At 66.9% G+C, this 14,978-nt stretch carries 12 protein-coding genes; 4 read left to right on the top strand and 8 right to left on the bottom strand.

The features are described from left to right. Positions 1-93: 93 nt before the first annotated feature. From BW981_RS07875 to BW981_RS07845, 7 genes are all read right to left on the bottom strand, one after another. A complete protein-coding gene (locus BW981_RS07875; protein ID WP_076438354.1) occupies positions 94-474 on the bottom strand; it encodes an SUF system Fe-S cluster assembly protein in 381 nt (126 codons plus the stop codon). 136 nt (positions 475-610) lie between these two features. Then, positions 611-1,864 carry a cysteine desulfurase gene (locus BW981_RS07870; protein ID WP_076437911.1) on the bottom strand — a complete coding sequence of 418 codons (1,254 nt, stop codon included), beginning with the start codon at positions 1,862-1,864 and terminating at the stop codon, positions 611-613. Beyond that, positions 1,861-2,073, bottom strand: coding sequence for a tautomerase family protein (locus BW981_RS07865; protein WP_076437909.1), 213 nt, complete (start codon positions 2,071-2,073; stop codon positions 1,861-1,863). The genes BW981_RS07870 and BW981_RS07865 overlap by 4 nt, the downstream gene beginning before the upstream one ends. Continuing rightward, on the bottom strand, positions 2,073-3,422 hold the full coding sequence (sufD, locus tag BW981_RS07860; protein ID WP_076437907.1) for a Fe-S cluster assembly protein SufD: 1,350 nt from the start codon (positions 3,420-3,422) through the stop codon (positions 2,073-2,075). The genes BW981_RS07865 and sufD overlap by 1 nt, the downstream gene beginning before the upstream one ends. After that, positions 3,422-4,174 (bottom strand): Fe-S cluster assembly ATPase SufC, encoded by a 753-nt coding sequence (gene sufC, locus BW981_RS07855; protein ID WP_076437906.1) that lies wholly within the window; start codon positions 4,172-4,174, stop codon positions 3,422-3,424. Before sufC ends, sufD begins: the two co-directional genes overlap by 1 nt. Positions 4,175-4,284: 110 nt before the next feature. Next, positions 4,285-5,757 (bottom strand): Fe-S cluster assembly protein SufB, encoded by a 1,473-nt coding sequence (sufB, locus tag BW981_RS07850; RefSeq protein WP_076437904.1) that lies wholly within the window; start codon positions 5,755-5,757, stop codon positions 4,285-4,287. Positions 5,758-5,818: 61 nt separating this feature from the next. Beyond that, positions 5,819-7,021 carry a cysteine desulfurase family protein gene (locus BW981_RS07845; protein WP_076438353.1) on the bottom strand — a complete coding sequence of 401 codons (1,203 nt, stop codon included), beginning with the start codon at positions 7,019-7,021 and terminating at the stop codon, positions 5,819-5,821. Between the two features lie 298 nt (positions 7,022-7,319). Between BW981_RS07845 and BW981_RS07840 the strand changes: the two genes are divergently transcribed. After that, positions 7,320-7,991 (top strand): alpha/beta hydrolase, encoded by a 672-nt coding sequence (locus tag BW981_RS07840; RefSeq protein ID WP_076437902.1) that lies wholly within the window; start codon positions 7,320-7,322, stop codon positions 7,989-7,991. A gap of 142 nt (positions 7,992-8,133) precedes the next feature. Further along, positions 8,134-9,387 (top strand): tyrosine--tRNA ligase, encoded by a 1,254-nt coding sequence (tyrS, locus tag BW981_RS07835; protein ID WP_076437900.1) that lies wholly within the window; start codon positions 8,134-8,136, stop codon positions 9,385-9,387. A 12-nt stretch (positions 9,388-9,399) separates the two neighbouring features. Here the strand turns inward: tyrS and BW981_RS07830 are convergent, their stop codons facing one another. Then, positions 9,400-12,852, bottom strand: coding sequence for a DUF3971 domain-containing protein (locus tag BW981_RS07830; protein ID WP_139333680.1), 3,453 nt, complete (start codon positions 12,850-12,852; stop codon positions 9,400-9,402). A gap of 222 nt (positions 12,853-13,074) precedes the next feature. Here BW981_RS07830 and BW981_RS07825 point away from each other — a divergent pair, with 222 nt between their 5' ends. Continuing rightward, a complete protein-coding gene (locus BW981_RS07825) occupies positions 13,075-13,539 on the top strand; it encodes a peroxiredoxin (protein WP_076437897.1) in 465 nt (154 codons plus the stop codon). Positions 13,540-13,621: 82 nt separating this feature from the next. Further along, complete coding sequence (locus BW981_RS07820; protein ID WP_076437895.1) at positions 13,622-14,941, top strand: peptidoglycan DD-metalloendopeptidase family protein; 1,320 nt, start codon at positions 13,622-13,624, stop codon at positions 14,939-14,941. The last annotated feature ends 37 nt before the right edge of the window (positions 14,942-14,978 follow it).

Raw genomic sequence — 14,978 nt, 5'->3', positions numbered from 1 at the left:
GCAGGCTCCGTGGCGGCTGCGCCTATTCCTGCCAGCCGCGCCCGCTCATGACCAATGCAGCGATGAGATGCGATCCATCACCGGAGCGAGGTCTCACCACATGTCGAGCGCGACGCGGGCCTCGTCGGACATGCGCGACTGGTCCCAGGGCGGGTCGAAGGTCATGGTGACGGTCACGCCCATGACGCCGGGGACCGCGCTGACCGCGTTCTCGACCCAGACCGGCATCTCCCCGGCGACCGGGCAGCCCGGCGCGGTCAGGGTCATGTCGATCGCGACCTGGCGGTCGTCGGCGATATCGACGCGATAGATCAGGCCCAGCTCGTAGATGTCGGCGGGAATCTCGGGATCGTAGACCGTCTTCAGCGCCGCGACGATGTCATCGGTCAGGCGGTCGATCTCTTCGGGCGGTAGCGACGTGCCGGAGCCGACCTGCGGCTCGTTCGGCTTGAAACCGTCTTCCTTCAGCGCGATCGGCTCGGAGGTGGCCAAGGCTCAAATCCTCGATTGTCGGAGCGTACCGCGCTTCTTGAGCAAGCGCGAGGCTCCGGTTCGTTGTCCTATCGCATCTTCGCGGAACGGAGCGATATCGGCTCCGCCGGAAAATGCGTCACGCGAACAGGCTTTCGGCCTTCCGCAGCGCATCGACCAGCGCGTCCACCTCTTCGAGCGTGTTGTAGAGCCCGAAGGAAGCGCGGCAGGTCGATGTCACACCATATCGTGCCAAAAGCGGCATGGCGCAATGGGTCCCGGCCCGAACAGCCACGCCGGCACGGTCGATCACCGTCGCCACGTCATGCGCGTGAGCGCCCTTCATCTCGAAGGCGACGATGGCGCCCTTCTCCCGCGCCTTGCCGAAGATGCGGATGGAGTTCATCTCCCCCAGCCGCTCCATGGCATAGGCGCCGAGCCTGGCCTCATGCGCTGCGATGTTCTCCCGGCCGAGCGCCATCATGTAGTCGAGCGCGACGCCGAGGCCCACCGCCTCCACGATCGCCGGCGTCCCCGCCTCGAAGCGGTGCGGCGGGTCGTTATAGGTCACCGTGTCCTCGGTGACGGTGACGATCATCTCGCCCCCGCCCTCATAGGGCGGAAGCTTGTCGAGCCACTCCTTGCGGCCCCAGAGCACGCCGGAGCCGGTCGGCCCATAGGTCTTGTGCCCGGTGAAGGCGTAGAAATCGCAGCCCAGCGCCTGTACGTCGGCCGGCAGGTGCACTGCGCCCTGGCTGCCGTCCACCACCAGCGGAACGCCATGCGCCCGGCAGATCTTCGCGACCTCCGCGATCGGGATGATCGTCCCCGTCGCGTTCGACATATGGGTCAGGGCGACGACCTTGGTGCGCGGCGAGATCAATTTCTCGAATTCGTCGAGCAGGAAATTGCCGTCCGCGTCGATCGGCGCCCATTTGATCACGGCGCCGCACCGCTCGCGCCAATAGTGCCAGGGCACGATGTTGGAGTGATGCTCCAGGATCGAGACGATGATCTCGTCGCCCTCGCCGAGGTCCAGATGACGCCCGAGCGAGGAGGCGACGAGGTTCAGCGCGCCGGTCGACGACCGCGTGAAGACGATCTCTTCGAGATGCTTGGCATTGAGAAAACGACGGGCACTTTCACGAGCGGATTCATAGGCTTCCGTCGAAGCATTAGCAAGGTAGTGGAGCCCGCGATGGACGTTGGAATAGTCCTCGCGCAGCAGTGTCGACATCGCATCGATCACCGCATTCGGCTTCTGCGCCGAGGCGGCGTTGTCGAGGTAGACGAGCTTCTTGCCGTAGACCTCGCGCGACAGGATCGGGAAGTCTCGCCGCACCGCCTCGACGTCATAGGGCCGCAACGTCGGCTGGCCGGTGACCGCATTCATGCTCGGGCCTTTCCGGGATCGGGCTGGCGGCCGGCGACGAGCTCGCCGGCATGCCCCCAATCCTCCCGCTCGATCTCCTGGATCACGATATGGGTGTTCTGCGGGTTCTTGCCGAGCACCTTCACCAGGGTCTCGGTGAACTCCTTGACGATCTGCGCCTTCTGCTCGCGCGTCGCGCCCTTCGTGATCTGGAGATTGATGTAGGGCATCAGACGGTGCTCACCTCGGCAGCAGCCTCGCGCGCCTTCAGCCAGGCCTCGACTTCGCCCATCACCAGCTCGCGGATGGCCTCATCGCCGATGAACTCCGCCGCTTCCCCGGCGAAGGCCTGGAGAACCAGAGCCTCGGCCTGGGCCCGCGGCAGGCCGCGCGCCATCAGGTAGAAGAGCTGCTCGGAGTCGATCTGCGCGACAGTGGCGCCATGGCCGCAGACCACGTCGTCGGCGAAGATTTCGAGCTCGGGCTTGTTGAACATGGCCGCGCCCTCGTTGAGGAGGAGCGCATTGCTCTTCATGCCGCCATCGGTCTTCTGCGCATGCGGCCGCACCACGACCTTGCCCTGGAAGACGCCGGTGGCCTCGCCGCCCGCAATGGTCTTGTAGAGCTCGCGGCTGGTCCCGTGCGGGACCGCGTGATCCACGACGAGCGTGACGTCGGAATGCTGCGCCTTGTTGATCAGGTTGATGCCACGCAGCCCGATCTCGGTGTGCTCGCCGGCGAAGCGGACGAAATGCTGCTGGCGCACCGTGCCGGCATTGCAGACCAGCGCGAAGGAATCGAACTTCGCATGCGCGCCGACGGTCACGAGCAGGCTCTGCACCTCGACGCTCGCGGCCTGGTGGCGGGTGATCATGCGGACATGCTGGATGTCGCTCTCGTCTCCCGTCTCGAAGACGATGGCGCCGTTCACCTGTTGAGCAGCCGGGCCGGCGGCTTCGCTGACCTCGACGATGGTCGCCTTGGCGCCCTTGCCGGCGAGCACGACCGAGCGGTGGAACGCCGCCCGCTCCGCCTCGGCCGACGCGAGCGAGACGATCACGACCGGCTGCGCCAGCGCGACGCCGTCCGCGACCTCGACGAAGACGCCGTCGCGCATCAGGGCTGTGTTGAGGGCCAGGCCCGCATCATCGGCGCCGACCGAGGGGCCGGAGAGCACGCGTGCCAGATCCTCGCGGGGCTGCACGAGCGCATCGGCGAGCGACTGCACCGTGAGGCCTTCGGGAATGGCGTCGAGCATCGACAGCTCCGGCGCGAAGACGCCATCGACCAGCACGAGACGCAGCCCGTCGAGCTTGAGCGAGGCGAGCCGCGCCTTGACCGCATCGGTCACCTTGACGCCATCGGCGAGCGGGCGCGCCTCGCGCAGCAGGCTGCGCAGGTCGGTATAGCGCCAGGATTCCAGCCGGCGATGCGGCAGGCCCTTGGCCTCGAAGCCGGCGAAGGCGTCCTCGCGCAGCTTCCGCACGGCGGGACCGCCCGGCAGCTCGGCCTTGGCGTCCGCGTATTGCTGGACCAGCGCCTGTTCGGCGGCCGTCTTCAGCGGGGTGACGATGGCCATCAGGCGGCCTCCACATAGGAGGCGTAGCCGCTCTTCTCGAGCTCCAGCGCCAGCTCCTTGCCGCCCGTCTTCACGATCCGGCCCTTCGACATGACGTGCACGGTGTCGGGCACGATATGGTCGAGCAGGCGCTGGTAATGGGTGATGACGAGGAAGCCGCGGCTCTTGTCGCGCAGCGCGTTGACGCCCTCGGCGACGATGCGCAGCGCGTCGATGTCGAGGCCGGAATCGGTCTCGTCGAGGATGCACATGGACGGCGAAAGCAGAGCCATCTGAAGGATTTCCATGCGCTTCTTCTCACCGCCGGAGAAGCCGACATTGAGCGGCCGGCGCAGCATGTCCTTGGCGATTCCGAGCTTATCGGCGGCGCCGTTGACGGCCTTGATGAAGTCGGGAGTCAGCAGCTCGGCCTCGCCGCGGGCGCGGCGCTGGGCGTTCATCGCCGCCTTGAGGAAGGTCATGGTGGCGACGCCGGGAATCTCCAGCGGGTACTGGAAGGCGAGGAAGATGCCGGCGGCGGCGCGGGCATCGGCCTCCATCTCCAGCACGTTCTCGCCATTCAGCAGGATCTCGCCGTCGAGGACCTCATAGTCCTCCTTGCCGGCGATGACATAGCTTAGCGTCGACTTGCCGGAGCCGTTGGGGCCCATGATCGCCGCGACCTCGCCGTCGTTGACGGTGAGGTTGAGGCCGTTGAGGATCTGCTTGTCTTCGTCGGCGATCTTGACGACGAGGTTGCGAATTTCGAGCATTGGTCAGAGTTCCATTCTGCAGGAGATCGTCGGGTCCGGCCCGACCATGACGCGCCTGGTCCTGGCGTCATGCCCGGGCTTGACCCGGGCATCTCGGAAACGATCGGGCGTCAGCCCACGGAGCCTTCAAGCGAAATCGTGATCAGCTTCTGCGCCTCGACGGCGAACTCCATCGGGAGTTGCTGCAGCACCTCCTTGACGAAGCCGTTGACGATCAGCGCCACCGCCTCCTCCTCGGAGAGGCCGCGCTGCTGGCAGTAGAACATCTGGTCTTCGCCGATCTTCGAGGTGGTGGCTTCGTGCTCGAAGATCGCGGTCGCGGTCTTGGCCTCGATATAGGGGATCGTGTGCGCGCCGCACTGGTCGCCGATCAGGAGCGAGTCGCAATTGGTGAAGTTGCGGGCGCCGGTCGCCTTCCGGTGAGCCGAGACCATGCCGCGATACGTCGAGTCCGACTTGCCGGCCGCGATGCCCTTAGCGATGATCTTCGAGGTCGTGTTCTTCCCGAGATGGATCATCTTGGTGCCGGAATCGACCTGCTGGGCGCCGTTCGACACCGCGATCGAGTAGAACTCGCCGCGCGAGCCGTCGCCGCGCAGGATGCAGGACGGATACTTCCAGGTGATCGCCGAACCGGTCTCGACCTGCGTCCAGGAGATCTTGGAGTTCTTGCCCCGGCAATCGCCACGCTTCGTGACGAAGTTGTAGATGCCGCCCTTGCCCTCGGAATCGCCCGGATACCAGTTCTGGACGGTCGAGTACTTGATCTCGGCATCGTCGAGCGCGATCAGCTCGACCACCGCGGCATGGAGCTGGTTCTCGTCGCGCTTGGGCGCGGTGCAGCCTTCGAGATAGCTGACATAGGAGCCCTCGTCCGCGATGATCAGCGTGCGCTCGAACTGCCCGGTGTTCTGCTCGTTGATGCGGAAATAGGTCGACAGCTCCATTGGGCAGCGCACGCCCTTGGGGATGTAGACGAAGGAGCCGTCGGTGAAGACGGCGCAGTTCAGCGTCGCGAAGTAGTTGTCGGTCACGGGCACGACGGTGGCGAGGTACTTCTTCACCAGTTCGGGATGCTCCTGGATGGCGTCCGAGATCGAGCAGAAGATCACGCCGGCCTGGGCCAGCTCCTTCTTGAAGGTCGTCACCACCGAGACCGAGTCGAACACGGCGTCGACCGCGACCCGATTCTCAGGCGCGACACCGGCCAGAATCTCCTGCTCGCTGAGCGGGATGCCGAGCTTCTTGTAGGTCTCAAGGATGGCCGGATCGACCTCGTCGAGCGACTTCGGCGAAGCCCCCTTCTTCGGCGCGGCGTAGTAGTAGATGTCCTGATAGTTGATCGGCGGGTAGTTCACGCGCGACCAGGTCGGCTCGGTCATCGTCTTCCAGCGACGGAAGGCGTCGAGGCGCCATTCGAGCATCCATTCCGGCTCGTTCTTGCGCGCCGAGATATAGCGGACGGTATCCTCGCTCAGGCCCTTGGCGGGCTTGTCCACCTCGATATCGGTGACGAAGCCGTATTTGTATTCGGTCACGTCGATCGACTTGACCTGATCGATGGTCTCCTGGACCGCTGCCATGTCTACTCTCCAGTCGCGGGTTCAAGGCCCGCCGGTTCAGTTTCTTGTCTTGCGGAACGCGTCAGGCGGCAGCCTTGGCGCTCCGATCGGCGGACGCGGCCACGAGCTTGCCGTAGGCCGCGAGAAAGAGATCGATGTCAGCCTCGCAGGTGGTCCATCCCAGCGACGCCCGCAAGGCCCCTGCGCTCATGGCAGGGTCGATTTTCATGGCGTCGAGCACATGCGAGCGCTTCACCTTGCCTGACGAGCAGGCCGAGCCCGAGGACAGGGCCGCGCCCATCAGATCAAGGTGGATCAGAGCCGCTTCGGCCTTGAGGCCAGGCGTCGCGAAAGCGCTGGTGTTGGGCAGCCGCTGCGCGGGGGCGCCGAAGATCACCGTCTCCGGCGCAAGGGCCTGCAGGCCGCGTTCGAGCCTGTCGCGCAGCCCGGCGAGGCGCGCCGCTTCCCTCTGGATGACCTGTCCGGCGGTCTCGGCCGCCGCCCCGAAACCGACGATACCGGGCAAATTCTCGGTTCCAGCCCGCCAGCCACGCTCCTGCCCGCCGCCGCGCAACGGCTTGTCGGCGAGTTCCAGCGCGCCGGTGCGGAAGACGATGGCGCCGACGCCCTTCGGACCGCCGAGCTTGTGTGCCGACAGGGTCAGCACATCGGCGCCCGAACCGGCGATGTCGACGGCGATCTTGCCGGCCGCCTGCACGGCATCGCTATGGAGAAGCCCACCATGGCGATGCACGATTTCGGCCGCGGCAGTGACCGGCTGGACCACGCCGGTCTCGTTGTTGGCCAGATGGATCGAGACCAGGGCCCGGGCGCCGGGATGCTCCGCGGCGAAGCGCGCAAGCCGCTCATCGAGCCAGCCGAGATCGACCACCCCATTGCCATCGACCGGAAGCGCCTCGGCGGCCGATGAAGGAAAGCGGTGCCCCTCGCGCACGCAGGCATGCTCCGTGGCGCTGTGGAGCAGCAGGGAGGCCGGAACCCGCACGCAATCGCGCCCGCCATCGCAATCCATCAGCCCGGGCGAGAGCGCCGTTGCATTCGCTTCCGTGCCGCCGCTGGTGAAGACGACGTTCGAGGCCTTGGCGCCGACGAGCCGCGCAACCTGCTCGCGCGCCTGCTCCATCGCCCCCCGGGCAGCCCGGCCCTCGCCATGGACGGACGAGGGATTACCCGGCAGCACGAGCGCACGCATCATCGCCTCCACGACCTCCGGCCGGGCCGGCGTGGTGGCGTTGTGGTCGAGATAGGCGCGTGCCGCCGTCAAGGTTCCTGTCCGCTCCGTCCTGTCCGTCGCGACGCTGCCCGCGACGAAATGCTTGAAATTGCACCAGTGCGCCGTGCTATAGCCGCCCATCCGAACCAGCCGGGTCGGATCGGGAGCGGCGCTCGCCACAAGGCGATCTCGCCTTTGTTCCCGACCTGTTCACGGCTGTTAGAACAATTCTAAGCGCCTTCATCTAGGGCGCGAGAGGTGGCGCCGTCAAGGCGGACCGGGTGTCGGGCGCTATTTCGCCCGCTGCCCGGCCGAATCGCCGGACGCCACCGCAAGAACCGGTGAGACGATGCCAGAGGTTATTTTCAACGGGCCGGCAGGCCGGATCGAAGGCCGCTACCAGCCCGCCAAGAAGCGGGGCGCGCCGCTGGCGATCATCCTGCACCCGCACCCGCAGTTCGGCGGGACGATGAACAATCAGATCGTCTACAACCTGTTCTACACCTTCGTGAACCGGGGCTTTTCCGCGCTGCGCTTCAACTTCCGTGGCGTCGGCCGGAGCCAGGGACATTTCGACCACGGCGCGGGCGAGCTTTCGGATGCCGCCGCAGCGCTCGACTGGATGCAGGCGCTGAACCCCGAGGCGAAGAGCTGCTGGGTCACGGGCGTGCAGTTCGGCGCCTGGATCGGCATGCAGCTCCTGATGCGCCGGCCCGAGATCGAGGGCTTTCTCTCCATCGCCGCGATGGCCAACCGCTACGACTTCTCCTTCCTGGCGCCCTGCCCGTCTTCCGGCCTGTTCGTCCACGGCTCGGAGGACCGCGTCGCGCCGGTCAAGGAGGTGATGGCGGTGATCGAGAAGGTGAAGACCCAGAAGGGCATCCAGATCGAACACACCGTGGTCGAGGGCGCCAATCACTTCTTCGACGGCAAGGTCGACGTGCTGATGAGCCAGGTCGGCGCCTATCTCGACCGCAATGTCGGCCCCGAGATCATGAAGTCCGAGCAGGAGCAGGTCTGATCGGTCCCCGCTCGTCATGGTCGGGCTCGTCCCGGCCATCCACGTCTTTCCTGGTCGAGACCTGTGTTCAAGACGTGGGCGCTCGCCACAAGGGCGGGCATGACGACCCGTACCGTTCTCGCTCGAAACCAGAGCCGAAACCATGAGCACCTACAAATCCGATTTCCTGCGCGTTCTCGACGAGCGCGGCCTGATCCACCAGGTCTCCGATCCGGAGGGCCTCGACGCGCTCTGCCGTCAGGGCGTCCAGACCGCCTATGTCGGCTATGACGCGACGGCGACCAGCATCCATATCGGCAACCTGATCTCGCTGACGATGCTCTACTGGTTCCAGGAGACCGGGCACCGGCCGATCACGCTGATGGGCGGCGGCACCTCGATGGTTGGCGACCCCTCCTTCCGCGACGACCAGCGCAAGCTGCTGACGGTCGAGGAGATCGCGACCAACATCGAAAGCATCAAGCGGGTCTTCGGCCGCATCCTGCACTATGGCGACGGGCCGACCAATGCGCTGATGGCCAATAATGCCGACTGGCTGCTGAAGCTGAACTATGTCGAGTTCCTGCGCGAGGTCGGCCGGCATTTCTCGGTCAACCGGATGCTCTCCTTCGACTCGGTCAAGCTCCGGCTCGACCGCGAGCAGTCGCTGTCCTTCCTCGAATTCAACTACATGATCATGCAGGGCTACGACTTCGTCGAGCTCAACCGGCGCTATGGCTGCCGGCTGCAGATGGGCGGCTCCGACCAGTGGGGCAACATCATCAACGGCGTCGATCTCTCGCACCGGATGGGCGGGCCGCAGCTCTACTGCGTGACGACGCCGCTCTTGACGACCGCCTCCGGCGCCAAGATGGGCAAGACCGCCAATGGCGCCGTCTGGCTGAATGCCGACGTCTTCAGCCCCTATGATTTCTGGCAGTATTTCCGCAACACCGAGGACGCCGATGTCGGCCGCTTCCTGAAGGTGTTCACGCGCCTGCCGCTGGACGAGATCGCGAAGCTCGCGGCGCTCGGCGGCTCGGAGATCAACGAGGCCAAGAAGGTTCTGGCGACCGAGATCACCGCCATCGTCCATGGCCGCGAGGCCGCAGAGGCTGCGGCCGAGACCGCCCGCAAGACCTTCGAGCAGGGCGAAACCGCGACGGACCTGCCGAGCGTCGCGGTCTCCCGCGCTGAACTCGAGCCAGGGCTCGGCGTGCTCACCGCCTTCGTCAAGGCGGGCCTCGTGCCCTCCACCGGCGAAGCCCGCCGTCAGGTGAAGGCCGGTGGCCTGCGCGTCAACGACGCCGTGGTCACCGACGAGCGCGCGACGCTGGGCCTGCCCGAACTGACCGCCGACGGCGTGATCAAGCTCTCCTTCGGCAAGAAGAAGCACGTCCTTCTGCGGCCGGAATAGCCGGCCGCAGGCTCAGGGCCGCGTCGCCGGCTGCTGGGGCTGGATCGGCTTCTGCGCCGGCGCGCCGCCGAGCGGATCGACGAAGCGCCGCAGGATGCCGGGGGCCATCGCCGACAGCGGGTTGATCGACATCGTCGGCGCGCTCGCCGCGCCGGAGATGCGGAAGTTCACGGCGAAGAGCCCGCCATACTGGCTGCCGCCGCCGAGCAGCGCGCCGACCACAGGCACCTGCGCAAACGCGTTGTTGAAGGCGTAGCCCGGCACGAAAGTGCCGCCGATATCGACCCTGTCGCGCCCGTAATCGACATGGCCCTGCAGGGTGAAGCCGATCTGCTGGCCCCAGATCACCATGTCGGAAACGTCGAGGCGGCTCGCCGAACGGGTGAACTCGGCCCGCAGCTTGGTGAACTCCACGTCGCTGACATCGATGCGCGGTGCCGCCCCGGCGGCGCTGCCGTCGCCCGTGGTGGCGGAGGGTTGCGAGGCGACGACCCGCTTCAGCGCCGGCTCGTTGCGCACCATGAAGTTGCGGTAGAGCAGGTCTCCGCTCTGGCTTTCGCCGCCGCCCATGGTCAGGACGAGATCGCCACCATGGGCCTTGTTGTAGAGGTCGAGGAAGCGCAGCAGCGACCCACCGTTTTCGGACTGGACGACGAGCTTGTCGGCCGTGCGCGGCTGCCTCGCGGTGACGTCGGCCTTGCCGATGCGGCCCTGGAAGGAGAGCGAGCGGATATCGCCGTTGCGGCGCGAGAGCTTCAGCGTTCCGTTGGTGATGGCCTCGCTGTTGAAGCCCGTCAGGATCGGCACGTCGAGGTCGATATCGACGTCTCCGCCGCGCTGCGCCTGCGGCCCACCCGCCCGGTCGGCACGCGTCGTCGATGCGCCGCCGCTCTGCAGGTCCTTGATGAAGGGGCGAACATCAGCGACGGAACCGCGGAGCGTCAGCTTGATGACGCTGCCGTCGCGCTTGGCGTCGACCTTCAGGCTGTCTCCGGGAGAGAGCCTGAACTGCGAGAAGCTCGCGCTCTCCAGACCGTTCTTCCTGTCGAGTTCGATGCGCCCCTTGATGACCGCCGCTCCGGCCTCGAACTGGAAGTCCTCGAGATCCGGTCCATCGCTCGAGACCAGGTAGTTGAACGCCAGCTTGCCGGGCTTGCCCACGGCCTTGCTCAGGCCCGGAATCGGCGCATCGAGCCCGACCTTGGCGAGATCGATCTCGACATGGGGAGGAGCATCCCCGCTCTTGCCGAAGCCTTTCACGACCTTGACCGGAAGCGTGCCTGAGATTCCCGCGTCGGGGCCGAAGCCGCGCCTCTGCCGGGCGGCTGCATCCAGCGCCAGCTGCAGCGTCGCTTCACCCTGTCCCTTGGCATTCTGCCGGATGTCGACCTGCGCCTTGTCGCCTCCGACGCGGGCATCGCCGCGGATCGACAGGCCGTTGCGGTCGAAGCTGGCGGCGAACGTTCCGCCTTCGAGCTTTTCGGTGCCCAGCAGCGTGTCCGATGCGACGTTCGACAGGCTGCCATTGCCGGAAATGGCGATCTCGTCGCTCTTCAGGTCGGGCGCGAGCGGCAAGGTGATCCCGACCTTGAGGTCACTCATCCCCTTGATCGCAGCCGGGTCGATCTTGCCGGGGCTGAAATCCTTGACGCTCGGAAAGGCGAACAGCGCCGCCAGAGCATCCATCGAACCCGTCGCTCTGAAGCCGACACTGGCCGGCGCGCGATGCACCCAGAAATCCGGGATCGCGAAGCTGCCCTCGCTCATCTGCAGCGTGCGTCCATTGCCGAGATCGGCCGTGGCCTTGCCGATCGCCAGCTGGACCGAGCGGCCCGAGACCTTGCCGGTCACGATGGCGTCGATCAGCGGCGGCAGGCCGGGGTCGGGCAGGTAGCGAACCCGCTCGCCATCGATGAGCACGCTGAGCGAACCGTCCGGCATGCCGGCGCCGTGTACCAGCCTGGCATGGTCGGCCGCCGGAAGGTCCAGGTCGACGACCACCGACTTCATCCGGCCGGCGGCGAGTTGGCGACGCAGCGTCTCGTGCGCATCGGGCGAGGTGAAGCCCGGCCAGATCGCCAGCAGGGCCCGCGCATCGGAGTCGCGAGCCTCGACATGGAAGCGCTGCAGCGGCGATTCGCCGACCTTCTGGATGAAGGCATGCATATCGACCGTGGCGTTGGGCCCGCGCAGCGACATCGAATCGATCGACAGGGACGAATTGGCAGGGTCGAGCTTCAGTTCGAGATCGAGCCGGTCGATCGGCACTGCCGGATCGGCATCGAGGCCGGCGAGTTGCCCCTTGGACTGGAGCTTCAGCCGCCAGCCGCCATCCTCCTCGCCCAGCGCGCCGGTCGCCGTGAAATGGGTCGCCCCGGCATCGACCCGGGCCTGCGTGATCGAAAGCTGGCTGAGGTCCTGCCCGCTGGCGACCTCGAAATGCGCTGCATCGATCTTGAATGGCGGCGGCCCATCGGGGAACCGCACCGTTCCGGCCTGCACATCGAGCGACGCCGTGATCGATTTCCGGCCATCCGGCGCCTGTCGCAGGGTGGCCCGGCCCTGCAGGGGCAGGCCTTCGAGCTGCACGCCGCCAGTGCCGAAAGCCAGCGCCACCATCTCCGCCGGCTCGAAACGCCGGATGTCGATGTCCGCCCGCTGCGAGCCGTCGGCGTCGGTGGACATGTCGACGGCCATTTCTTTCCAGCGCTGCCCCGTGCGCCCCTTCATCGTCAGCCGGGTCGCATTGTCGCCGACGCGGCTCAGCCTGATCTCGACATCCTCCAGACCCGCCGTCTGCCGCCCGTCCGGATCGACAAGGGAGAGCCGCGCCCCGTTCATGCCGGCCGTCTCCAGCGCGCCTAGAAGGCCGTCGCCGCGCGCGAGCGTGGAGATCGCGCTCATGATGCCGGTGAAGGCGTTCCACTGCGCCGCATCCGGCAGGGAGGGAGCAGGCGGCGCCTCTGCGGGCGCCGAATCGGCGTTGACGACGAGCGCGCCCGCCTTGTCCACGCCAAGCCGGACATTGACGCCGCGCAGGTCGACCGAGGTCAGCCTGATGTCGCCGCGCAGCAGGGAGAGCGGATCATAGCCCAGCACCGCTTCGGGGGCCCGGATGATGGCGCCGCTGGAGTGGCGGAAGGCCACTTGCCGCACGCGCAATTGGGAATGGCCATCGGCGCGTCCGAGTTCGGCAGAGGCCGCCTCGACCGTCCAGCCCGGCCCGAGCCGCTCCTCGATCGCGCTCGAAATCCGCCCTTCCAGCCCGGACAGCGGGACGATGCCGGTGACGAGCAGCGTGGCCGCGGAGGCGGCAAGCACCATCACCGCCACCACGATCGCGACGCAGATCGTCGCCAGCCCGGCGCGGGCCCGCTCCACCACCGCGGCCTCGCAAGCGTCGGCATCGGAAGAGAGCGCCCTCGCTTCCTCCGGCCACGGTCCCGCTGGGTGCTGCTCCGTCAAAACCGCGTGATCTCCTGGAGACTTTTCACAATGCGAACAGGCAGCGCCGATGACCCCTTGCCGCCCTGTTCCCCGACGTCATGGATGTCGATGTGGCCTGACGATACGATTCGGCAACCCCACCCGGGCTTGCCGGTTCCGTCGCCAGTTGATGCCGCCCCGGCCTGCCGAGCGGCAGACCGGGTCCTTGCCCCGCGAAGGCGACGAAAGGAAGGCAATTCGATGGACTTGCAGGAAGGCGACGCCGCCCCGGATTTCAGGCTGCCGCGCGATGGCGGCGGAGAATTGTCGCTGGCGGACTTCAGGGGGCGCAAGCTCGTGCTCTACGCCTACCCCAAGGACGATACGCCCGGCTGCACGCAGGAGGCGATCGCGTTCAACGGGCTGCGGGCGGCGTTCGAGGCTTGCGGGACGGCGATCGTGGGCGTCTCGCCCGATCCCGCCAAGCGGCACGATCGCTTCAAGCAGAAGCATGAACTGACCTTCCCCCTTCTGGCCGACGAGAGCCAGGCGCTGGCCGAGGCTTACGGCATCTGGGTCGAGAAGAGCATGTATGGCCGCAGCTACATGGGGCTGGAGCGCTCGACCTTCCTGATCGACGCCGAGGGGCGCATCGCCCGGATCTGGCGCAAGGTGAAAGTCGCCGGCCACGCCCAGGAGGTGCTCGAGGCGGCGCAGGCGCTCTGAAAAGGCCCTGGCCGGTTTGCGAAAGATTAACCCTAACAATGCCTGATGAGCGGTATCGGCAGCGTAACTTCCGGTCCCGCTCATGCATTCCCACGCGTTCCCCGCCCCGGCCCTTCCGACTGCGGGGTTGATCGTCCACAAGACCTACACTGTGCGCCGCTCGACGATACTGCTCGGGCTCGGCTGGCTGGCTCTGATGACCGCATGCAGCGGCACGGCCGGCTGGTACATCCTCAGCAAGGACGATCTGGCCGCGCGGATGATCGCCCGCGAAACCAGCCGGCAATACGCCTATGAGGATCGCATCGCTGCGCTGAGGGCCGATATCGACCGTTACGCCAGCAAGGCGCTGCTCGACCAGGACGGCGTCGAATCCCGCGTCGACGAACTCGCCACCCGCCAGGCGGAGCTCGAATCACGCCAGTCGCTGGTCAGCGCCCTCGCCGATATGCTCCAGAGCAACGGGATCGCGCCTGCGAACAAGCTGCCCCTGCGCCCCCGCGTCGCCAAGCCCGAAGAGCCGATCCGTGCCTCCGGCGTCACCAGCTTCGCGCCGATCCTCCCCGGCAAGCCGATGCCGGCCCCCGAGCGCGCGCCACTGCCGATGCGGCCGAGCTCGGCAGAGGCCTCGGGCGGCTGGCAATCGGGCGAGGCGCCGCAGCCGGAGCCGCCGGCCAAGCGCGTCGAGGCGACGCTGGCCCGCCTGGACGATGCGATCGCCCGCACCTCGGACGCGCAGCTCGCGGCCCTGAAGGACATGGACGACAAGCTGGCTGCGACGCAGACCCAGCTGAAGAGCGCGCTCGCGGAGACCGGACTGAACATCGACCGCCTGGCAGCCCCGGCGAGCGTCGATGGCGGCACGGGCGGCCCCTTCGTTCCCGTCAGGCTCGATACCTCCGCCGGCCCCTTCGGCGCGGCCATCAACGACATCCAGCCGCGGCTGGCGACATTGCTCCGCCTCAAGGGGGTGGTCTCGCAGATGCCGCTCGCCCGCCCGATGGGCGGAGAGCACGATTTCACCTCGAACTTCGGCTATCGCACCGACCCGTTCACGCGCGGCCTCGCCATGCACACCGGCGTCGATTTCCGTGCCGAACCGGGCTCGCCGATTCTGGCGACGGCTCCCGGCAAGGTCGTGGTGGCCGAATATAACGGCGGCTACGGCAACATGGTCGAGGTCGAGCACGCCAACGGCCTGAGCACCCGCTACGCGCACATGTCGGCCATCTCGGTTTCGGTCGGCCAGACCGTGAAGGCCGGCAGTGTTCTCGGCAAGGTCGGCTCGACGGGCCGGTCGACCGGCCCTCACCTGCACTACGAGACTCGCGTCAACGAGGAGCCCGTCGATCCGACTCGCTTCCTCAGGGCCGGCGCGAAGCTGGCGGGGATCTTCGGCTGAAACAGAAATGCTCGGGAGCGCCCCGAGCATTTCAGGC

The organism is Allobosea sp. TND4EK4 (assembly GCF_900156025.1).
In the GTDB taxonomy this organism is placed as follows: Bacteria; Pseudomonadota; Alphaproteobacteria; order Rhizobiales; family Beijerinckiaceae; genus Allobosea.
This window is presented reverse-complemented; position numbering and strand designations above follow the sequence as displayed.